Origin of the sequence: Labrenzia sp. C1B70 (assembly GCF_000475395.1) — a bacterium.
Lineage (GTDB): Bacteria > Pseudomonadota > Alphaproteobacteria > Rhizobiales > Stappiaceae > Roseibium > Roseibium algicola.
In genome coordinates, this window is sequence record NZ_AXCE01000034.1 from 357,434 (window position 1) to 377,999 (window position 20,566).

Below are 20,566 nucleotides of genomic sequence, written 5' to 3' on the forward strand. Positions count from 1 at the left end.
GCCTCGCCGGATTGCCGGTGGGCTGCCTGAACAACCGGAATGTCGAATGATCCAGGAAGTCACCATCATAGGCGCCGCGCTTGCCGGTGTCCTATCTTTTGTCTCGCCTTGCGTTCTGCCGTTGGTGCCACCTTATCTGGGGTTCCTTGCGGGCGTTTCGCTGGAGCAACTATCAGGTGAAGCAGAAGACAGCACGGCTGCATCGCGTCGGGTGTTTCTGAGTGCCCTGTTCTTTGTGCTTGGTTTTTCAACCGTGTTTGTTTTGCTGGGGGCGACTGCCAGTTTTCTTGGCCAGTTCATTCGCGCCTATCTCGATTACCTGAGCTACATCGCCGGCGCCGCGATCATCGTTATGGGCCTGCATTTCCTTGGCGTGTTCCGCATAGGCCTGCTTTACAAGGAAGCGCGTGTTCACGTGGAGAAAAAGCCTGCGGGTCCGCTTGGCGCCTATGTCATCGGCCTTGCCTTCGGCTTTGGCTGGACACCTTGTGTCGGCCCAATACTGGCTGCCATTCTGTTTGTCGCTGGCGGAAAAGAAACGGTGGGGCAGGGAGCCTTGCTCTTGAGCGCCTATGCACTCGGCCTCGGTATCCCGTTCCTGATTGCAGCGCTTTTCGCTTCGCCGTTTCTCAAGTTCATGCGGCGGTTCCGCAAGCACATGGGTGTCGTCGAAAAGACCATGGGCGGGGTTCTCGTATTGACCGGGGTCATGTTCCTGACCGGGCAGATGGCGGTCTTGTCTTATTGGCTCCTGGAAACGTTCCCCGCGCTGCAGACCATCGGGTAAACGCAGCGCCAAAGTTCTTCGTCTTGGCGCATTGCATCAACCGACTGAAATCTAACGAGATTAGGTTGCCTTAAAACGCCGTGTCGCGAAATTCCGCCGCAGTCACGAGCGGGTCACCCGCGAACAGGGCCGGGTGACAGAGCTCAGTCACATCCAACAGGTGAAGACACGCAACGGCAGCGTCCGCCGCATTGGCAAACGGTCCGACCATCAAGGCAATACCGCCTTGAGGCGTATTTCGTTCCATCAGGAGCGGGCGAAGGTCACGCATGCGTTCCGCATTTTGATTCTTGAAATCGGCCCATGCTTTTGCTGCTGCAGCAGTTGAGCTGTAGTGACCGATAATCGCTCCGAAATCGCTTCGCTTCAGTTTGCTGTCACCGCCACCGCGAAGCCGTCCGGCGGGACTGGAAGGCGTGATAACCGCAGGTCGACTTGTCGTCTGGGTAGGTGTTGCGTCGAACGGCTCCGGCGAGGGCGGCGTAGAAGGCGTATTGTCTTCAACAGCCAAGGGGATTGAACCTGTCGCTTGGGGTTCGCCACCTGGCGCGGGCAGATCTACCCTTGGTAGGTCGACTATCCGGACCGGTTCGGCAGGATTGAAACTTCGGGTAGGCGCGTCGACTGGAGCGGTTCCGGAATCGATGCTGACCATCCGGGGGGGCGCCTTGGGAACATCAAGGGCCGGCGTTGCAACCTGTTTCTTGGTGTCCGCCTGATCTGGTGCCGCAGAAGTCGTCTGGTTCAGCTTTGAAGCATCGCGTTTTGCTTTAGGCGACGCTACGGGGACGGGAAGTGGTTTTTCCAGTTTTTCCGTTACCTCGGTGCGGACGATGCCCGGGCTCGGTTCCACTGGTTGACCGCTGTCTTTGCCAGTATTGTCCGCTTCAGAAAGCCTCGAAAAAGCAGCTTCCTTCTCCAGTGCTGCGATGCGGCGCGAATAAGCAAGATTTTGTTCGGCAAGTGCGCTAAGGCGTCGACGCAATCCGACGATTTCTTTCTGCAGCACCGCGATCTGGCTCTGGTCCAGGCCGGGAAGGGGGGCGTGATCGCTATCTTCCGGCAACTGCATGACTTCTACCGGCACCCCTCTGGCGGAAGGTGACGTGATGGAGGCAGTTGAACCCACGCTTCCGATCGGGGGCAGAGTTATTCCCGTCGGGAAATCGAACTTCGGTGTGAACTGGCCGTGGGCGTTGCTGAACTGATAGGAAGCAAGGCCGACAGTTCCCATGCAAACGGCCGCAAATGCCCAGGAAAGCAGGCCGACACGCGAAGGCGTGAACGTATCCCGGACAACGTCCCGAACAGATTTTTGTGCCTTCCGTTTTGCCAAAAGTCCTGCTTTCCGAGCCTGAAACCGAATCTCAAAGAAGATACCTCATCAGGTGTGCATTATGGTTAATGAAAAGCAAACCGAAGCACTCGGGAAGTCAGATCTTTCAATGTTCTGTGGATCGGGGCATATAGAGGCCGACTTGTGTGGGTGATGCCCGAAAAATTGACAGTGGACCTTTGATGACTTCCCGTTCTTGCCTTTCGATTGTTCTGGCCGCCGGACTCGGCACCCGGATGAAATCCAACCTGCCAAAGGTGATGCATGAGATCGGCGGACTGCCGTTGGTCGGGCATGTGGTAAAGGCCCTGAAACAGGCTGGCTCTGACCGAATTTCCGTCGTAACCGGCCCAGATATGCCCGAGCTTGAAAAGCTGGTTCAAAACCTTGCACCGGAAGCGCACTGTCATGTCCAGCACGAGAGGCTGGGTACGGCTCACGCGGCGCTTGCCGCCCGTTCTGCGCTGGCCTCGCCTTCAGACGATGTCCTGATCCTGTTCGGCGACACTCCACTGGTGACGGCAGACACGATCGGCAAAGTTCGACGGGCCTTGTCGGATGGTGCAGACTTGGCCGTGCTTGGGTTCGAAACCCAACAACCATTCGGCTATGGCCGGTTGTTGACCGATAACGGGCAACTGGTTGCCATTCGGGAAGAAAAGGACGCCTCGGACGCAGAACGGAGGATCACATTCTGCAACTCCGGCATCATGGGTTTCTCGGGGCAGCATGCACTCTCGTTGTTGGATGCGATTGGCAATGCCAATGCCAAAAACGAATTTTACCTGACGGACGCGGTTGAAATCGCCAACAGCAGGGGCTTGAAGGTTGTTGCGGTTTCCGGCTCGGAAGTCGAAACGCAAGGCATCAATACACGTGCTCAGCTGGCTGCCTGTGAAGAGGATTTCCAGGTTCGTATGCGTGACATCGCTTTGGAAAACGGCTGCACATTGCTTGCACCGCACACGGTGTATTTCTCGCATGATACCGTTCTGGAATCTGATGTGGTCGTAGAGCAGAATGTCGTCTTCGCCCCGGGGGTAAGGGTCGCAAGCGGAGCAAGGATCCGCGCCTTCAGTCACCTTGAAGGGGCATCCGTTGGCAGGAACAGCGCTGTTGGGCCCTATGCCCGTCTGCGGCCCGGCGCGGTTCTGGGGGCGGACACCCGTGTCGGCAACTTTGTCGAAGTCAAAAACACGACCTTCGAAGACGGTGCCAAGGCCAATCATCTCAGCTACATCGGCGATGCAAGTGTCGGTTCGAAGTCGAACATTGGTGCTGGCACGATTACCTGCAATTACGACGGCTACCTGAAACACCGGACAGAGATTGGAGCGGGCAGTTTTGTCGGTTCCAATTCCACGCTGGTGGCACCGGTCAACCTTGGCTGTGGGTCTTTTGTCGCTGCCGGAAGCGTGATCACCGATGATGTGGACCAGGATTCCATGGCATTTGGCCGCGCTCGGCAGATCGTCAAGGAAGGCAAGGCAAAACAGCTGCGGGAGCGGCTGAAGGCTGCCAAGGAAACCAAATCCTGACTTTCATACAATTCTCGACCCTTGTCATTTAATGAAACAGGGATTGATTTCTGGTTGGCAGGCGCTGTCGTCTAAAGCAGTGCGGTCCGTTGGATCCATTTTTAAAGGGCTTTTGCATGTGTGGCATTGTTGGCGTGTTGGGAACGGTTGATGCGGCGCCGCGGATCGTGGATTCGCTGAAGCGGCTGGAATACCGGGGCTATGATTCTGCTGGCGTTGCCACATTGGTGGATGGCGCCATCGTGCGCCGCAGGGCGGAAGGCAAGCTGCGCAATCTTGAAGCTGTTCTCGAAAAGTCACCCCTGACAGGCATCTCCGGGATCGGTCACACACGGTGGGCAACACACGGTGCACCAACTGTTGCCAATGCCCACCCGCACCAGGCCGGCTCGGTTGCCGTCGTTCATAATGGTATCATCGAAAACTATCTGGAACTGCGAGAGGAAATCGTCGCTGCCGGTGCCGTGCTGGATACCGAAACCGACACAGAAGTCGTAGCCCATCTGGTCAATCTGGCGATGGCCAACGGACTTTCTCCTCGCGATGCTGTTGCACAGGTTCTGCCGCGCCTGAAGGGTGCTTTTGCATTGGCGATGCTGTTTTCCGGTGAGGAAGATCTTCTTATCGGTGCCCGCAAAGGATCGCCGCTTGCTGTCGGGCATGGAGACGGGGAAATGTTCTTCGGGTCCGATGCCATCGCCCTGTCGCCGTTTACCGACCGGATTACCTATCTTGATGAGGGCGATTGGGCTGTCATCACAAGGGCAGGTGTTGAGATCTTCGATCAGGCGAACCAGCTTGTCACGCGCCCGGAAGCAAGGTCGTCTGTCACCTCCAGTCTTATGGACAAGGGCAACTACAAGCACTTCATGGCCAAGGAAATCCACGAGCAGCCGGAAGTGCTGGGCCATACGCTGTCACGCTATTTCGATTACACGACCAAGCGAGCCCGTGTGGAAGGGGCTGACCAACTCAAGTTCAAGGACCTGTCGCGCCTGATCATTACGGCCTGCGGAACAGCGTATCTTGCCGGTCTGGTGTCCAAATACTGGTTCGAGAAATACGCCCGCCTTCCAGTAGAGATCGATATCGCCAGCGAGTTTCGCTATCGCGAAACACCGGTCAGCGACAAGGACACGGCGCTGGTGATTTCCCAGTCTGGTGAAACTGCAGACACGCTCGCCTCACTGCGCTACTGCAAGACGAATGGTGCCACGATCGGTGCGATCGTCAATGTGCCGGAAAGCACGATAGCCCGGGAAGCCGACAGGGTTTTCCAGACCATTGCCGGACCTGAAATCGGCGTTGCCTCGACAAAGGCCTTCACGTGTCAGCTTGCGGTGCTCGCCGGTCTTGCCCTGCAGGCCGGACGGGAGCGCGGCGTGCTGACGCCGGAGCGGGAGCAGGAGCTTGTCGCGGAATTGATCGAAGTGCCGAGCCTCGCTCTCAAGGCCCTGGCCCGTGAAAGCGATATCGAGAAACTGGCGCATCCGCTCTCCAAGGCAAGCAATGCACTTTACCTCGGCCGGGCAACCAATTTCCCGCTTGCACTGGAAGGCGCGCTGAAGCTTAAGGAGCTCTCCTACATCCACGCAGAAGGCTACGCTGCCGGGGAACTCAAGCACGGTCCTATAGCCCTCATCGATGAAAACATGCCGGTTTTCGTGATCGCGCCCTTTGACGCGATTTACGAGAAAACCGTTTCCAACATGCAGGAAGTGGCCGCGCGCGGCGGACGGATCGTGCTCATCACAGACGAGCGCGGTGCGTCGGAGTGTGGCAATGCGGCCGAAAATACCGTCATTCTGCCGGACATGTCGGATATCGTTGCGCCGATCATCTACGCGTTGCCCGTTCAGCTCATTGCCTACCACACGGCTGTCTTCATGGGCACCGATGTCGATCAGCCGAGGAACCTGGCCAAATCCGTGACGGTTGAATAGTCCATGGACAGCACAAGCACGCAAGATCGGGTTTTGCCCTTTGAGGAGCGGTACAGAGCCGACGTCATTGCGCTCTGGGAGAAATGTGGCCTGACGCGCCCCTGGAATGATCCGGACAAGGACATCGACCGCAAGCAGACCGACGAAAACGGTGCCTTCTTCGTGCTTCTGCGCGGGGACAGGCTTATCGGGTCCGTCATGGCCGGGTATGACGGCCACCGCGGCTCGATCAACTATCTTTCAGTCGATCCCGAATGTCAGACGGTGGGCCTTGGGAAAATGCTGATGAGCCGCTGCGAGGCATTCCTGGTTGCGAAGGGCTGTCCGAAGATCAACCTTATGGTACGTCAGGACAACGACAAGGTTCTGCGGTTTTACGAACAACTCGGATATGCGGAGGAAAGCGCTGTTTCCCTTGGGAAGCGGCTTATTCCAGACATTTAGCCCGTCGACCTATGACGGATCCTTGCAACCGTCGGGAGGGTTGTTGCCCGGGCCCGATGGACGAGACAGGACGTAGGCTGCGCAGCCGATCATGAACAGTCCGACACCTATGGCAAGCCACAGGTCAGGATGGGCTGAAAGATAGAAGACGCAATATCCGAAGGTCATTCCGGAAATGGCGAAGATCTTTGCCTTCGGCGGGATCGCGCCATGTTCGCGCCAGGCAATCACTGGCGGCCCGAAGATAGGGTGGTTGAGGATGCGCGCCTCAAGCGCGGGAGAGGATCTGGCAAAACAGGCAGCGGCAAGGATGAAGAAGATCGTGCTCGGCAGAATGGGAAGGAACGCACCGACAATCCCGAGGCCGACACATCCGGTTCCCAGAAGTTTGAACGTGGTCCGCCGCAACACTGCCTCCAAATCCGGCATAATTTGAATACATCGCTGAAAAATAAATCAAGCGAAGGATACCGCACTGCGATAAAGATGCTTATCTAATTGCGGGTCAGTTGAAAAGACGAGCACACACAGGGAAGTTTCGGGTTTAACCCATGAGCCGACACAAACATAAAGCAGAAGACGCGCACAAGATAGGCCATCGGCCGGGTGCGGCAACACGTCTTCGCAACTACTTCCTGACAGGGCTGGTCATCGCCGGCCCGATCGGCATTACCCTGTGGTTGACCTGGACCTTCATCAAATGGGTGGACGGCTGGGTCAAGCCGTTTGTACCCAAGATCTACAATCCGGACACCTACCTGCCGTTTCCGATACCCGGTTTCGGGCTCATTGTTGCAGTGTTTGTCCTCACGGTCGTCGGCTTTCTTGCAGCAAACTTCCTTGGGCGCAGTCTTATATCGGTTGGCGAAAAAATCGTCGGTCGCATGCCGCTTGTTCGTAATATTTACAGTGGCTTGAAGCAGATTTTTGAGACGGTGCTTGATCAACGCGGAAGCAGCTTTACCACAGCGGCGCTGATCGAGTATCCACGCAGAGGTCTATGGGCGATTGTGTTCATCTCCACCGACACCAAGGGCGAAGTGGAGCGCCGGCTCAAGGACAAGGCCGATACACTTTCCGTATTCTTGCCGACCACGCCGAACCCGACATCGGGCTTTCTGCTGTTTGTTCCGAAGGAAGATGTGATTGAACTGGACATGAGTGTCGAAGATGCCGCAAAGCTCGTGATCTCGGCAGGTCTGGTCAATCCGAAATATCCGGAAATTCTCGCAGACGATATTGTCGATCCGGCGCAGCTGGAACGGTTAAGAAGTTCTGAAGACGCCTGAGTGCGTTAAGCCATGTAATCCACTATTCGCTTTGCCCTACGTCGTCAGGCGTCCTTGACGACTTACGCGCGATTGGCTCAGTTGGCTGCCGCTGCTCGATCGTGTCAGCCGGCCCTGAGGAGCCTGATCGCGGCATCGCGGCCGAACAGATACAAAAGACAGCGCAGAGCCTCGCCGCGTTTGGTTTTCAGATCGGGATCCAGTTCAAGGATAAGTCTCGCGTCGTCGCGTGCAACTTCCATCAGATCGGCGTGTTCGTCGGCGCGTGCGATACGAAAACCTGGCGTGCCGGATTGCCGGGTGCCGAGAATTTCGCCTCCGCCACGCAGCTTCAGATCCTCTTCCGCGATCAGGAAACCATCGTTGGTCTGGCGCATGATGTTGAGGCGCGCGCCGGCCGTTTCTCCAAGCGGTCCCTTGTAAAGAAGGACGCAGGACGAAGGCTTGTCACCGCGTCCGACACGGCCTCGCAGCTGGTGCAATTGCGCGAGGCCAAAGCGTTCGGCGTGTTCGATCACGATTATGGTGGCATCGGGCACATCGACGCCGACTTCAATAACGGTTGTTGCCACCAGCAGCTTGGTTGCGCCGGACTTGAAGTCTGCCATTGCGGCATCCTTTTCGTCGGCGTTCAAGCGGCCATGGACCAGAGAGACGCGTTGCCGAAGAGCATGTTCCAGAACCCGGTGACGCTCCTCAACGGCGGCCAGGTCGATCTTTTCGGATTCTTCCACCAGTGGACATACCCAATAAACCTTCTGTCCGTCGGCGACCGCTGCACCAACCCGGCCAATGATCTCGTCCAGTCGGTCCAGGGACACTGATACGGTGGTGATGGGCTTGCGGCCCGCGGGCTTGTCCGTCAGGCGAGACACGTCCATGTCGCCAAAGCCTGTCAGCACAAGCGTTCTCGGGATAGGGGTGGCGGTCATGACCAGAACATCGACGCCGTTGCCCTTGGCCGAGAGGGCGAGCCGTTGATGCACACCAAAGCGATGCTGCTCGTCTACGACGACCATGGCCAGATTGCGAAAGGTCACGGTTCCCTGGAAAAGGGCGTGGGTGCCGACCACGAGGTCGATCTCACCTGCGTCCAACTGTTCCTGTCGAAGGCGACGTTCCTTCTGGCTGTCCTTTCCGGTCATCAGGGCAAGGCGAATGCCTGCCTTTTCGCACAGTGGCAACATCGACGCGTAGTGCTGGCGGGCGAGAATTTCCGTCGGCGCCATCAGGGCCCCTTGCGCACCGGTTTCTATCACCTGTGCCAGGGCGGCAAGCGCAACGACGGTCTTACCAGCGCCGACATCGCCTTGCAGAAGTCGCAACATGCGCACCGGCTTGGCGAGGTCTTCATTTATTTCTTCGATCGCTTTTGCCTGACTGCCGGTCAATTGAAACGGCAGTGACGCTATCACCGCTTTTTGCAGTTCCCCTTTGGGGCTTCGCGATATTCCGCCAAGCGTACGCATGTGTGCCCGCACCATGGCAAGAGCCAACTGGCTGGCGAGCAGCTCATCATAGGCGAGCCGCTGCATGAAGGGGGAGGCGGGGTCGATGTCGTTGCGTTCATGCGGTGCATGCAGTGTCTTCAAGGCTTCTGCGAAATCCGGCCAGCCAGTCTGGTGAAGATGGGCGTCATTCAGCCATTCCGGGAGGTGAGGCACACGGTCGACAGCCGCCCGCACAGCCTTTTGCAAGGTTTTGGAGCTCAAACCGGCGGTTAACGGATAGACCGGTTCGATCGCCGGCATTTCTTCCGCTTCCTCAGGTTTCAGCGAATAGTCCGGGTGCACCATCTGAGGGCGCTCGTTGAACCATTCGACCTTGCCTGAAACGATTCTTCGTTCGCCTTCGGGAAAAGTTTTCTCCAGCCAGTCACGGCGCGGGTGAAAGAAGACAAAGGTGATCTGACCTGTCTCGTCGTAGGCGTTGATCCGGTAAGGTGCTTTCGAATGCCGGGGGGGCGCCATGTGCCGGCCGATGGTGACATCCAGTGTGACGATGTCGCCATTTTCCGAATAGGCGATGCCCGGACGGTGCCGCCGGTCTATAAGGCTATGAGGAATATGAAAAAGCAGATCAGCAACGGTCGCGTCACGGTCCGGCTGGCTGCCGACGAGGCCGGACACCAGCTTTTCGATCTTTGGTCCGATTCCAGGCAAAGTCGAAACCGGGGCAAACAGGGGATCGAGGACCGGCGGGCGCATGTTCGGCGTGTAAACCTTCGAGAGACGGCAGGGCATTCGGTATCACGAACCCCTGTTCTGCCACGAAGGCGGAGCGCTGCGCAACAAATAGAACATTCTGTGAACTGGGCGCTGACAAGCTCGTTCTCTGGCGCTATATAACCGACACGAAATCACTCGTCCGGCCGATATCGGCGAAAACAATACTGCCTTTGCCTAAAGGCCGGTCAGCTTCTCATAGGTCTGTTTCTCATGTCCGAAATGTCCGGCGCACACGTCGATATCAATGGTGGCGAACGGGATTCCCGGCGCAAGAAAATACTGTTTCGGTGCTGGCATCGGGGCATGAAGGAAATGGATCTGCTGTTGGGTGGATTCGCGGATGCCAAGATCGACAGCCTTACGGAAGAAGAACTCCTGGAACTCGAGCACTTGCTGACAGCGCATGACCAGGATCTGTACGCCTGGATGACAGGTCGCAAGCCCTTGCCGCAGGAGTGGGACGGTCCGCTTTACCGCCGCATCATTGCCTATCATGAAGCCGCCGGTCCGGCCGGGTTTGGCAGATAACAACAAGGACGCCAGCTGTGTTTGACAGCCTGCTGAAGGATCAGGCCAACGTGACGCTTGCCGGCGTTCCGGATGGGGCCGAAAGCTACGCTCTTGCAAGGCTGCTCGCCGAAACCCGGGCGCAGGGTCTTGCCCTGGTATTTGTCGCCCGCGACGCCACGCGCATGGCCATGGTCAGCGAAGCACTTCAGTTCTTCGATCCCGAGGTCGAAATCCTGCAGTTGCCCGCCTGGGATTGCCTGCCATACGACCGCGTTTCGCCCAACTCTGCGATCAGTGCACGCCGCTTGCTGGCGCTCGGCCAACTTGCGCGTGGCATGACGGACGGCAAGAAAACCGTGCTGATGACAACGCTCAACGCGGCACTTCAGCGTGTTCCCGAGCGCTCTTTCATGGCCGACCAGACCTTCTCCATGGCACCGGGTAACCGGGTCGACATGGGAGCGATCTCCACATGGCTGGAGATGAACGGTTTTTCGCGAACTCCGACCGTTCGTGAAACCGGTGAATATGCTGTTCGGGGCGGTATTGTCGACCTCTTCGCGCCTGGAGCGGAGGAGCCCGTGCGGCTCGATTTCTTCGGCGATACCCTTGAATCGATCCGCTCATTCAACGCGGAAACACAGAGAACCTCCAAACAGCTGAAACGCCTTGACCTGGTTCCGATGAGCGAGGTCGTATTGTCCGAGGAAGCCATCTCCCGCTTCCGTCGTTCCTATCTTGCCAATTTTGGCGCAGCCAGCCGAGAAGACGTGCTCTATCAGTCGATCAGTGACGGTCGCCGATACGCAGGCATGGAGCATTGGCTGCCACTGTTCCACGACCGACTGGAAAGTCTGTTCGATTACATCGGCGACACGCCTGTCGTTCTGGACACCAGCATGAGTGACGCAGTCCGCGAACGCGTTGACCAGGTCACGGAATACTACCGCGCACGTCAGGAAGCGCGCGAAATGGGGACAAGCGCCGGAACGGTGCCTTACATGCCGGTGGAACCGGCCAGTCTCTATGTCACCGAAGAGGAATGGCGTGCAGCTGTCGCCGACCGCGCAAGCGCCGCACTTGATCCCTTTACGCCGCCGCCAGGCAGCGGCAAGACGATTGTCGAACTGGGTGGGCGTCAGGGCCGGAGTTTTGCTGCCGAAAGGGCAGCGGGCGACATCAACATTTTTGACGCGCTGACAACTCACGTGCGCCAACTGCAAAAGCAAGGCAAACGCACGGTGATTGCCTGCTGGTCGGAAGGTTCGCGCGACCGTCTCGGCCAGATTCTTGAAGACCATGGTCTTGGAGCGGTCAAGAATGCGGACACGCTGAAGGACATCGAGGGCCTTCCCGCCAAGACAACCGCGCTGTGTGTACTTGGCATCGAGCATGGCTTTGAGCTCAATGACGTCGTCTTCATCGGCGAACAGGACATTCTCGGTGACAGGCTGGTTCGCAAGTCGCGTCGCAAGTCCAAGGGCGCCAACGTCATTACCGAAGCGACGGGCCTTTCGGAAGGCGATCTCGTCGTTCACGTGGACCACGGTATCGGCAGGTTCATCGGTCTGAAAACGATCGAAGCAGTCGGCGCGCCGCATGACTGCCTGGAACTTCAATATGCCGGTGGCGACAAACTCTATCTTCCGGTTGAAAACATTGAGCTTCTGTCCCGCTATGGCTCGGAAGACCAGGAAGCCCAGCTCGACAAGCTCGGTGGCGGTGCCTGGCAGGCACGCAAGGCCAAGCTCAAGAAGCGCATTCTGGAAATCGCCGACGGCCTGATCAAGACAGCAGCTCAACGCGCTCTCAAGACCGCGCCGGTGGTGGAAACACCGGAAGGCGTCTACGACGAGTTCGCGACGCGATTCCCCTACGAGGAAACAGACGATCAGCTTACTGCGATCGATGCGGTTTTCGAAGATCTGTCATCGGGGCGGCCGATGGATCGGCTGGTTTGCGGCGACGTTGGATTCGGCAAGACGGAAGTGGCACTTCGTGCAGCTTTCATTGCCGCCATGTCCGGGCGCCAGGTTGCGGTGGTGGTACCTACGACCCTTTTGGCCCGTCAACACTTCAAGACCTTCTCCGAGCGCTTTCATGGCTTGCCGATCAACGTAGCCCATGCATCCCGCCTGGTGCCCACCAAGCAACTGAGCCTGACCAAGAAAGGCATCACGGACGGATCAGTCGATATTGTCGTCGGCACTCATGCGTTGCTGGGCAAGTCCATCGAATTCCGGGATCTCGGCCTGCTTATCATCGACGAAGAGCAGCATTTCGGGGTCAAGCACAAAGAACGGCTGAAAGAGCTGAAATCGGACGTTCACGTGTTGACCCTATCGGCGACACCGATCCCGCGGACCTTGCAGCTTGCGCTGACCGGGGTACGCGAACTGTCGTTAATCGCAACGCCGCCTGTGGACCGGCTGGCAGTGCGCACGTTCGTTTCGCCGTTCGATCCGTTGGTGGTTCGAGAAGCCCTTCTGCGCGAGCATTACAGAGGCGGGCAGAGCTTCTATGTCTGTCCGCGCCTTGCCGACATTGCAGAGCGCCTCGAGTTCCTTGAAAATCAGGTGCCTGAACTGAAAGTGGCGGTTGCCCACGGCCAGATGCCTCCGGGGGAACTGGAAGACGTCATGAACGCCTTCTATGAGGGCAAGTACAACGTCCTGCTGTCGACAACGATCGTGGAATCCGGGCTGGATATTCCGACCGCGAACACGTTGATCGTGCACCGGGCGGATATGTTCGGCCTTGCACAGCTCTACCAGCTGCGCGGCCGTGTCGGCCGGTCCAAGACCCGCGCCTACGCGCTCTTTACGGTTCCTGCCAACAAGACGTTGACGGCGACTGCCGAGCGCCGATTGAAAGTCCTTCAGTCTCTCGAAACGCTGGGTGCAGGCTTCCAGCTGGCCAGTCACGATCTCGACATTCGCGGGGCCGGGAACCTGCTTGGTGAGGAGCAGTCCGGGCATATCAAGGAAGTCGGATTTGAATTGTACCAGCAGATGCTGGAAGAGGCGGTTGCCCAGCTCAAGGATGGTGGCGCGGATTTTGGCGACGAGCAATGGTCTCCGCAAATCAACATCGGCACGCCTGTGCTTATCCCGGAAAATTACGTCGCGGACCTGCAACTGCGTCTGCAGCTTTACCGCCGTTTGGGCGATGTCACCGAGGCGGAGGAAATCGATTCCTTCGGCGCGGAACTGATCGACCGCTTTGGACCGTTGCCGGAAGAAGTGCAGCATCTCCTCAAGATCGTCTTCATCAAGGGGCTTTGCCGCAAGGCCAATGTGGAGAAGGTCGATGCCGGGCCGAAAGGGATCGTCATCACGTTCCGCAATAGCGAATTCTCCAATCCGGCCGGTCTGGTTTCCTACATTGCCGAGCAGGGTGTCCTTGCGAAGATCCGACCGGATCAGAAGGTGGTTCTGACGCGCGATTGGGATAAAACCGACGCACGTTTGAAAGGGACCGCAACGGTGCTGACCAAGTTGGCGCGCCTGGCGGCCGCCTGAGACAGAGTTCGCCGGCTCGCTCATACGTGTGGAACGAGGGCGCGGACCCGAGCAGGGGCCAGCCCAAAATCGCACTGAAAGTGTGGTTATCCGGAGGACCGAGGAGTTCGCGATAGACGAACTGGTGGCCCCAAGCCAGAGTAACTTCCTGTTTAACAGAGTTTTTCTGTTACAACGCTTGAACCAATAGAAGAGGCCGCCGGGATACCTGATGTTGGCGGTTGACGCCCGACAGGCCTCAGCCCGCATCCGTCCATCCATCAGCGCCCACCAGAGGTACGTAGGCGACGGCACCGAGATTGTCTGTTTTGAACTCGGTTTCGGAAAGCCTTTCGATCCGGATGAGATTTTGCTGCCGCTTTGACCTGCCAACCGGAATCACCAGTCGACCGCCTACCTTGAGTTGCTTTTTGAGAGAATCGGGGACAGCCGGCGCTCCCGCCGCAACTGCGATGGCATCAAAAGGGGCTTCCGCCGGACAGCCAAGTGTTCCGTCGGCGCAAATAACCTCGACGTTCCTGCAACCTGCCTGTTCCAGATTTTCCCTGGAAAGGTTGACGAGCTCCTGAAGTCGATCGATCGAAATGACTTTGTGAGCGAGATTTCCAAGCACAGCAGCTGCGTAACCAGAACCTGCTCCGATCTCCAAAACCTTCGCGTTTTCGCTGATTTCAAGCAGTTCGCAAGTGAGAGCAACAACATAGGGCTGGGATATTGTCTGGCCATATCCGATGGACAAAGGCCCATCCCGGTAGGCTCGGTTTACCTGGCTCTCCGGAACAAAGATATGGCGCGGCACACTGGCCATGGCGGACAGAACCCGTTTATCGCTAATACCGCGCCTGTGCAGTTGCTGCTCAACCATTTCTGCGCGTGCGGTCGTCCACTGATCCATGGGCTGCTCTCGCCGGACACAAATTTACCGTGCATTTGATTGGCTGTCTCAAGACTCTATTAAACCTAAATCCGCATAGTGAGAGAACCAAGAGGCCAGTGTATCAGCGTTAAGGTCCAAAGAGTGCCCCGAGCAGCTACCCGTCAGCGAAAACAGTCATTTCTCCGTCGATTGATCACGCCTGCAATCGCCATTGCTGCGCTTGGTTACTTTGGCTTTCATGCAATGAGCGGTGAGCTCGGTATGGTTGGCCGAGCAATGATCGAGCGTCAGGTTTCCGAACTTGAAGGTGAATTGGCTGTCTTGACCGCACAGCGTCAGGAGCTCGTTTCAAGGGTTAGTCTGCTTCGGCCGGAGAGCCTCGATCCTGATATGCTCGATGAGCGCGCAAGGCTCAATCTCAACCTGGTGCATCCTGACGAGCTGGTTGTTCTCAGGCCGGGCCACCGTTACAGCATGAACTGAATTTCAGTTGATTTTGCTGCATTAACAATAATTTGGTTAAATATAAAATTCTGTAGTATTAACAATGCTTTGATGCTGTTGTTGCAGTGCGAGATGCGTGGATTGGATTGACAGACCCAACCGGATAAGTTGCTCCTACCTATCTTAGGGGAAACGTCACGCCGAGATGAGGGTTATGGCCACAGCATCAAAGACCACTTCCGCTAGCTCCAAGAGCACCAGCCGGACACGCAGCTCCGCCAAGAAGGCGCAGCCTGCGATCGCCGAGTTCGATAAGGACGAAGAACTTCACGCTTACCGCGAAATGCTTCTGATCCGACGTTTTGAGGAAAAAGCCGGGCAACTGTACGGTATGGGCCTCATCGGCGGGTTTTGTCATTTGTATATCGGACAGGAAGCTGTCGTCGTCGGTATGCAGATGGCCAAGAAAGACGGCGATCAGATGATCACCGGTTACCGGGATCATGGCCACATGCTGGCAATGGATCTCGATCCGAAAGGCGTGATGGCGGAACTGACCGGTCGTCGCGGTGGCTTGTCGAAAGGCAAGGGCGGCTCCATGCACATGTTCTCCAAGGAGAAGCATTTCTATGGCGGCCATGGCATCGTCGGTGCACAGGTGTCGCTTGGCACCGGCCTCGGGTTCGCGAACAAATACCGTGAAAACGGCAACGTGGCGATGGCCTTCTTTGGTGACGGTGCGTCCAACCAGGGTCAGGTCTACGAGAGCTTCAACATGGCCGAGCTGTGGAAGCTTCCGGTCGTTTACGTGATCGAGAACAACAAGTACGGCATGGGCACCAGCGTTGCCCGAGCATCCGCCACCACAGATCTTTCCCAGCGCGGTGCTTCCTTCGGAATTCCGGGCAAGCAGGTCGACGGTATGGATGTGCGCGCAGTCAAGGCAGCCTCCGCTGAAGCGCTGGAATGGTGCCGTGAAGGCAAGGGGCCGTTCATTCTTGAAATGATCACCTACCGCTACCGCGGCCACTCGATGTCGGATCCGGCGAAATACCGCTCCAAGGACGAAGTCCAGAAGATGCGGACCGAACATGACCCGATCGAACAGGTGCGTGCGCGCCTCATGGACAAGGGTTGGGCATCCGAAGACGACCTCAAGGCCATCGACAAGGATGTGCGGGCCAGGGTCGCGGAAGCTGCCGAATTTGCACAGACTGATCCGGAACCGGATGTGTCTGAACTCTACACCGACATTCTGCTCTAAGGCCGGGGGACAACATGCCGATTGACATTTTGATGCCGGCGCTTTCGCCGACTATGGAAGAGGGCAAGCTCGCCAAGTGGCTGAAGGCCGAGGGCGACACCATCTCTGCAGGCGATGTGATCGCCGAAATCGAGACCGACAAGGCCACTATGGAAGTGGAAGCGGTTGATGAAGGCACGCTGGGAAAAATCCTGGTTGCCGAAGGAACCGACAACGTCAAGGTGAACGCGAAGATTGCGGTTCTGCTGGCCGAGGGCGAAGACGCCAGTGCCATCGACGCCGCAGCTTCTGCGCCTGCCGCCGCTGCGGCCCCTGAAGCCCCTGCGGCTGCAGAAGCTTCGAGCGCACCAGCTGTCGCCTCTGCTCCGACGCCTGCTGCTCCTGCGCCTGAAACTGCTGACGATCCGGAAATCCCGGCCGGTACGGCAATGAAGTCCTCCACCGTTCGCGAAGCTTTGCGGGATGCGATGGCCGAGGAAATGCGCCGTGATCCGGACGTCTTCATCATGGGTGAAGAAGTCGCGGAATATCAGGGCGCCTACAAGATCACCCAGGGCCTGCTGGACGAATTTTCCGCCAAGCGTGTCATCGATACGCCGATCACCGAGCACGGCTTTGCCGGTCTTGGCGTCGGGGCAGCGATGGCCGGTCTGAAACCGATCGTCGAGTTCATGACCTTCAACTTCGCCATGCAGGCGATTGACCAGATCATCAACTCCGCCGCCAAGACGTTGTACATGTCCGGCGGCCAGATGGGTGCCCCGATAGTCTTCCGTGGACCAAACGGTGCCGCGGCGCGAGTCGGTGCCCAGCATTCACAGGATTACGCTTCCTGGTACGCCCACGTGCCGGGCCTGAAGGTGGTTCAGCCGTATTCGGCTGCGGATGCAAAAGGCCTTCTGAAGGCAGCAATTCGCGACCCGAACCCGGTCATCTTCCTGGAAAACGAAATCCTCTACGGTCATTCCTTCGAAGTCCCGGACATGGACGATTTCGTTCTGCCGATCGGCAAGGCGAAGGTGGAACGCGGCGGAACGGACGTGACGCTGGTTTCCTGGGGCATCGGCATGACCTACACCATCAAGGCGGCTGAAGAGCTGGCCGGAATGGGGATCTCGGCCGAGGTCATCAACCTGCGCACCATTCGTCCGCTGGATATCGACACCGTGCTGGCGTCCGTCCGCAAAACAGGCCGGATCGTGACGATCGAAGAAGCCTTCCCGATGTGCTCCGTTTCATCGGAAATCGCCTACCAGGTTCAAGAAAAGGCGTTCGACTATCTCGACGCACCGATCCTGCGCGTGACCGGCAAGGACGTTCCCATGCCTTACGCTGCAAACCTGGAAAAGCTGGCTCTGCCGAACGTTGGTGAAGTCATCGATGCGGTCAAAGCCGTAACCTACACCGCCTGAGGCCAGGGAGACGGACATGCCAATCAATATTACCATGCCGGCCCTTTCTCCGACCATGGAGGAGGGCAACCTGGCCAAATGGCTGGTCAAGGAAGGCGATCAGGTTTCGGCCGGTGATGTAATCGCCGAGATTGAAACCGACAAGGCGACCATGGAAGTGGAAGCGGTTGACGAGGGCACGGTCGGCAAGATTGTCGTGCCTGCAGGAACCTCAGGTGTGAAGGTCAACGAACTGATCGCCGTACTTCTGGAAGACGGTGAAGATGCCAGTTCCATCGACACCTCCGGTGGATCTTCGGCATCTGCTTCTTCATCGGGAGGCGACAAGGCTCCGGCTGTGCCGGAAAGCTCGCCGGCGATCGAGGTCGGGGCAAAGGCGGCAACGGATCCGGTTCCGGCTCCCAAAGCCGCTGACGGAAACCGCATCTTTTCGTCCCCGCTGGCTCGCCGTCTGGCTCAGCTCAACGGTCTCGACCTAAAAGCACTTTCCGGTTCCGGTCCGCATGGCCGCATCGTCAAGCGCGACATCGAGGCAGCTCTTGCTGCAGGTACAGGCAAGGCAGCGCCCGCCGCTGCTGCGGAAGCACCGAAGGCTGCCGCGGCACCGGCCATGGCAACCGGCCCGTCCGCGGATCAGGTTCTGAAACTGTTCGACAAGGACAGCTACGAACTCGTGCCGCATGACGGCATGCGCAAGACCATTGCCAAGCGTCTCACCGAGTCCAAGCAGACCATTCCGCACTTCTATGTGTCCGTGGACTGTGAACTCGACGCTCTTCTGGCTCTTCGGTCACAGCTCAACGATGCTGCCGCCAAGGACAAGGAAGGCAAGCCGGCCTACAAGCTTTCGGTCAACGACATGACCATCAAGGCTCTGGCTCTGGCCCTGCGCGATGTCCCTGATGCGAACGTCTCGTGGACCGACGATAACATGGTCATCCACAAGCATGCCGACGTCGGTGTTGCCGTTTCCATCCCGGGTGGCCTGATCACGCCGATCATCCGCCGGGCGGAAGAAAAGCCTCTTTCCGTCATTTCCAACGAGATGAAGGATTACGGCAAGCGTGCGAAAGAACGGAAGCTGAAGCCCGAAGAGTACCAGGGTGGTACCACCGCGGTCTCCAACATGGGCATGATGGGCGTGAAGAACTTCTCGGCCGTCGTCAACCCGCCGCATGCGACCATTCTGGCCGTCGGCGCCGGTGAAAAACGCCCTGTCGTCAAGAACGGCGAACTGGCTGTTGCCACGGTGATGAGCGTGACGCTTTCGACCGACCACCGCTGCGTGGACGGTGCGCTTGGCGCCGAGCTTCTTGCCGCGTTCAAGGGCTACATCGAAAACCCGATGAGCATGCTTGTTTAAGCCTCATCTCCGGCGCGGCGGCAACGCCGCGCCGTTTTCAATCGATGACTTCATTCGCCGGGGAAATACACCATGGCTGATACCAATTACGACGTGATCATTATCGGCTCAGGGCCGGGTGGTTACGTGACCGCTATTCGTTCTGCCCAGCTGGGCTTCAAGACTGCGATCGTTGAACGCGAACACCTTGGCGGCATATGCCTCAACTGGGGTTGCATTCCGACGAAGGCCCTCCTGCGTTCAGCGGAAATCCTGGACCACGCCAACCATGCCAAGAGCTTCGGGTTGACACTGGAAGGCTCCATGAAGGCGGACGTCAAGGATGTCGTTGCGCGTTCGCGCGGCGTTTCCGCTCGACTGAACGGTGGCGTCGGTTTCCTCATGAAGAAGAACAAGATCGACGTGATCTGGGGTGAGGCCAAACTCACCAAACCGGGCGAAGTCAAGGTTGGAAAATCTTCCAAGCCTGTTGTCGAGCCGCAGAATCCGGTTCCGAAAGGCGTGAAGGGTGAAGGCACCTACACCGCCAAGCATATCATCGTGGCAACTGGTGCGCGTCCGCGTGCTTTGCCTGGCATTGAACCGGACGGCAAGCTTATCTGGACTTATTTCGAGGCCATGAAACCGGCCAAGATGCCAAAGTCGCTGGTGGTCATGGGGTCGGGTGCGATCGGGATCGAATTCGCGTCTTTCTATCGATCCATGGGCGTCGACGTAACGGTTGTCGAGCTGATGGCCAACGTGATGCCGGTCGAGGACGAGGAAATCTCGAAATTCGCGCGCAAGGCTCTGGAGAAGCGTGGCCTGAAGATCATAACCGAAGCAAAGGTGACCAAGGTCGACAAGGCGGCAGATTCGATTACTGCCCACGTGGAGACCAAGGATGGCAAGGTCAGCCAGATTACGGCTGATCACCTGATTTCCGCTGTCGGCGTTCAGGGCAACATCGAGAATATCGGTCTGGAAGCGCTCGGCGTGAAAACCGACCGAGGCTGTGTGGTCATTGATGAGTATGGGCGCACCAATGTGCCCGGCCTCTATGCCATTGGCGATGTCGCCGGTCCGCCAATGCTTGCCCACAAGGCTGAGCATGAAGGCGTGATTTGCATCGAGAAGATTGCAGGTGTGCCTGGCGTTCACGGGATGGATCATCGCAAGATTCCGGGCTGCACCTACTGTAACCCGCAGGTTGCCTCTGTTGGGCTGACCGAAGCAAAGGCGAAGGAACAGGGCCGCGACATCCGCGTTGGCCGGTACATGTTCAACGCCAACGGCAAGGCCATCGCGCTCGGTGAAGACAACGGCATGATCAAGGTTATTTTTGACAAAAAGTCCGGCGAGCTTCTCGGTGCGCATATGTGCGGCGCAGAAGTGACCGAACTCATCCAGGGTTTTGTCGTCGCGATGAACCTCGAGACTACCGAAGAAGAGCTGATGCACACGATCTTCCCGCATCCGACCTTGTCGGAAATGATGAAGGAAGCTGTGCTGGACGCCTATGGCAAGGTGCTCAACGCCTGATCCCTTTTGGCCTCGGGGCAAAACTGCACCGAGGCCGCTTTCCATTTGCCGTACTCTGGATCTGCAAACAGTGAAAGAAATGCGCAGGC

At 57.8% G+C, this 20,566-nt stretch carries 16 protein-coding genes; 12 read left to right on the plus strand and 4 right to left on the minus strand.

Features of this window, described 5'->3' with window-relative positions; translation table 11 throughout:
* Positions 1-46 precede the first annotated feature (46 nt).
* On the plus strand, positions 47-787 hold the full coding sequence (locus Q666_RS56275; protein ID WP_022998556.1) for a cytochrome c biogenesis protein CcdA: 741 nt from the start codon (positions 47-49) through the stop codon (positions 785-787).
* Between the two features lie 70 nt (positions 788-857).
* On the opposite strand, the gene Q666_RS56280 is transcribed toward Q666_RS56275, so the two are convergent.
* Complete coding sequence (locus Q666_RS56280) at positions 858-1,859, minus strand: hypothetical protein (RefSeq protein WP_152533424.1); 1,002 nt, start codon at positions 1,857-1,859, stop codon at positions 858-860.
* A gap of 446 nt (positions 1,860-2,305) precedes the next feature.
* Between Q666_RS56280 and glmU the strand changes: the two genes are divergently transcribed.
* The 3 genes from glmU (at position 2,306) to Q666_RS56295 (ending at position 6,048) form a co-directional block, all read left to right on the plus strand.
* Positions 2,306-3,661 carry a bifunctional UDP-N-acetylglucosamine diphosphorylase/glucosamine-1-phosphate N-acetyltransferase GlmU gene (gene glmU, locus Q666_RS56285; RefSeq protein WP_022998558.1) on the plus strand — a complete coding sequence of 452 codons (1,356 nt, stop codon included), beginning with the start codon at positions 2,306-2,308 and terminating at the stop codon, positions 3,659-3,661.
* A gap of 116 nt (positions 3,662-3,777) precedes the next feature.
* A complete protein-coding gene (gene glmS, locus Q666_RS56290; RefSeq protein ID WP_022998559.1) occupies positions 3,778-5,604 on the plus strand; it encodes a glutamine--fructose-6-phosphate transaminase (isomerizing) in 1,827 nt (608 codons plus the stop codon).
* Between the two features lie 3 nt (positions 5,605-5,607).
* The gene (locus Q666_RS56295) at positions 5,608-6,048 is read left to right on the plus strand and encodes a GNAT family acetyltransferase (RefSeq protein WP_022998560.1); all 441 of its coding nucleotides are present in this window, start codon (positions 5,608-5,610) and stop codon (positions 6,046-6,048) included.
* Positions 6,049-6,057: 9 nt separating this feature from the next.
* On the opposite strand, the gene Q666_RS56300 is transcribed toward Q666_RS56295, so the two are convergent.
* The gene (locus tag Q666_RS56300; RefSeq protein WP_022998561.1) at positions 6,058-6,477 is read right to left on the minus strand and encodes a YbaN family protein; all 420 of its coding nucleotides are present in this window, start codon (positions 6,475-6,477) and stop codon (positions 6,058-6,060) included.
* A 122-nt stretch (positions 6,478-6,599) separates the two neighbouring features.
* On the opposite strand from Q666_RS56300, the gene Q666_RS56305 reads away from it, so the two are divergent.
* A complete protein-coding gene (locus tag Q666_RS56305) occupies positions 6,600-7,337 on the plus strand; it encodes a DUF502 domain-containing protein (protein ID WP_022998562.1) in 738 nt (245 codons plus the stop codon).
* 104 nt (positions 7,338-7,441) lie between these two features.
* Here Q666_RS56305 and recG read toward each other — a convergent pair whose 3' ends face one another.
* On the minus strand, positions 7,442-9,544 hold the full coding sequence (gene recG / locus Q666_RS56310) for an ATP-dependent DNA helicase RecG (protein ID WP_031268456.1): 2,103 nt from the start codon (positions 9,542-9,544) through the stop codon (positions 7,442-7,444).
* 231 nt (positions 9,545-9,775) lie between these two features.
* Between recG and Q666_RS56315 the strand changes: the two genes are divergently transcribed.
* Together Q666_RS56315 and mfd are read left to right on the plus strand one after the other, a co-directional pair.
* Positions 9,776-10,093: a succinate dehydrogenase assembly factor 2 gene (locus Q666_RS56315; RefSeq protein ID WP_022998564.1), complete on the plus strand. Its 318-nt coding sequence runs from the start codon at positions 9,776-9,778 to the stop codon at positions 10,091-10,093.
* Positions 10,094-10,110: 17 nt separating this feature from the next.
* Positions 10,111-13,596: a transcription-repair coupling factor gene (mfd, locus tag Q666_RS56320; protein ID WP_022998565.1), complete on the plus strand. Its 3,486-nt coding sequence runs from the start codon at positions 10,111-10,113 to the stop codon at positions 13,594-13,596.
* A 238-nt stretch (positions 13,597-13,834) separates the two neighbouring features.
* On the opposite strand, the gene Q666_RS56325 is transcribed toward mfd, so the two are convergent.
* Positions 13,835-14,491, minus strand: a complete 657-nt coding sequence (locus tag Q666_RS56325) for a protein-L-isoaspartate(D-aspartate) O-methyltransferase (RefSeq protein WP_022998566.1) — start codon at positions 14,489-14,491, stop codon at positions 13,835-13,837.
* A gap of 123 nt (positions 14,492-14,614) precedes the next feature.
* Here Q666_RS56325 and Q666_RS56330 point away from each other — a divergent pair, with 123 nt between their 5' ends.
* The 5 genes from Q666_RS56330 to lpdA all read left to right on the plus strand — a co-directional run bounded on the left by Q666_RS56330 (position 14,615) and on the right by lpdA (position 20,477).
* Positions 14,615-14,956 carry a septum formation initiator family protein gene (locus tag Q666_RS56330; RefSeq protein ID WP_031268460.1) on the plus strand — a complete coding sequence of 114 codons (342 nt, stop codon included), beginning with the start codon at positions 14,615-14,617 and terminating at the stop codon, positions 14,954-14,956.
* A 175-nt stretch (positions 14,957-15,131) separates the two neighbouring features.
* On the plus strand, positions 15,132-16,181 hold the full coding sequence (gene pdhA, locus Q666_RS56335) for a pyruvate dehydrogenase (acetyl-transferring) E1 component subunit alpha (protein WP_022998568.1): 1,050 nt from the start codon (positions 15,132-15,134) through the stop codon (positions 16,179-16,181).
* A 14-nt stretch (positions 16,182-16,195) separates the two neighbouring features.
* The gene (locus tag Q666_RS56340) at positions 16,196-17,593 is read left to right on the plus strand and encodes a pyruvate dehydrogenase complex E1 component subunit beta (RefSeq protein ID WP_022998569.1); all 1,398 of its coding nucleotides are present in this window, start codon (positions 16,196-16,198) and stop codon (positions 17,591-17,593) included.
* Between the two features lie 16 nt (positions 17,594-17,609).
* A complete protein-coding gene (locus tag Q666_RS56345; RefSeq protein ID WP_031268462.1) occupies positions 17,610-18,956 on the plus strand; it encodes a pyruvate dehydrogenase complex dihydrolipoamide acetyltransferase in 1,347 nt (448 codons plus the stop codon).
* A gap of 72 nt (positions 18,957-19,028) precedes the next feature.
* Entirely contained in the window at positions 19,029-20,477 is a 1,449-nt protein-coding gene (lpdA, locus tag Q666_RS56350; RefSeq protein WP_022998571.1) for a dihydrolipoyl dehydrogenase, read from the plus strand.
* Positions 20,478-20,566: the final 89 nt, after the last annotated feature.

Bases quoted from the DNA above. Each gene is read 5' to 3' on its own strand.
- Q666_RS56340 (WP_022998569.1), top strand. From the start codon at position 16,196: ATGCCGATTGACATTTTGATGCCGGCGCTTTCGCCGACTATGGAAGAG.
- Q666_RS56295 (WP_022998560.1), top strand. From the start codon at position 5,608: ATGGACAGCACAAGCACGCAAGATCGGGTTTTGCCCTTTGAGGAGCGG.
- Q666_RS56305 (WP_022998562.1), top strand. From the start codon at position 6,600: ATGAGCCGACACAAACATAAAGCAGAAGACGCGCACAAGATAGGCCAT.
- glmS (WP_022998559.1), top strand. From the start codon at position 3,778: ATGTGTGGCATTGTTGGCGTGTTGGGAACGGTTGATGCGGCGCCGCGG.
- Q666_RS56315 (WP_022998564.1), top strand. From the start codon at position 9,776: ATGTCCGAAATGTCCGGCGCACACGTCGATATCAATGGTGGCGAACGG.
- lpdA (WP_022998571.1), top strand. From the start codon at position 19,029: ATGGCTGATACCAATTACGACGTGATCATTATCGGCTCAGGGCCGGGT.
- Q666_RS56300 (WP_022998561.1), bottom strand. From the start codon at position 6,477: ATGCCGGATTTGGAGGCAGTGTTGCGGCGGACCACGTTCAAACTTCTG.
- Q666_RS56345 (WP_031268462.1), top strand. From the start codon at position 17,610: ATGCCAATCAATATTACCATGCCGGCCCTTTCTCCGACCATGGAGGAG.
- Q666_RS56325 (WP_022998566.1), bottom strand. From the start codon at position 14,491: ATGGATCAGTGGACGACCGCACGCGCAGAAATGGTTGAGCAGCAACTG.
- recG (WP_031268456.1), bottom strand. From the start codon at position 9,544: ATGCGCCCGCCGGTCCTCGATCCCCTGTTTGCCCCGGTTTCGACTTTG.
- pdhA (WP_022998568.1), top strand. From the start codon at position 15,132: ATGGCCACAGCATCAAAGACCACTTCCGCTAGCTCCAAGAGCACCAGC.
- Q666_RS56275 (WP_022998556.1), top strand. From the start codon at position 47: ATGATCCAGGAAGTCACCATCATAGGCGCCGCGCTTGCCGGTGTCCTA.
- Q666_RS56280 (WP_152533424.1), bottom strand. From the start codon at position 1,859: ATGCAGTTGCCGGAAGATAGCGATCACGCCCCCCTTCCCGGCCTGGAC.
- glmU (WP_022998558.1), top strand. From the start codon at position 2,306: ATGACTTCCCGTTCTTGCCTTTCGATTGTTCTGGCCGCCGGACTCGGC.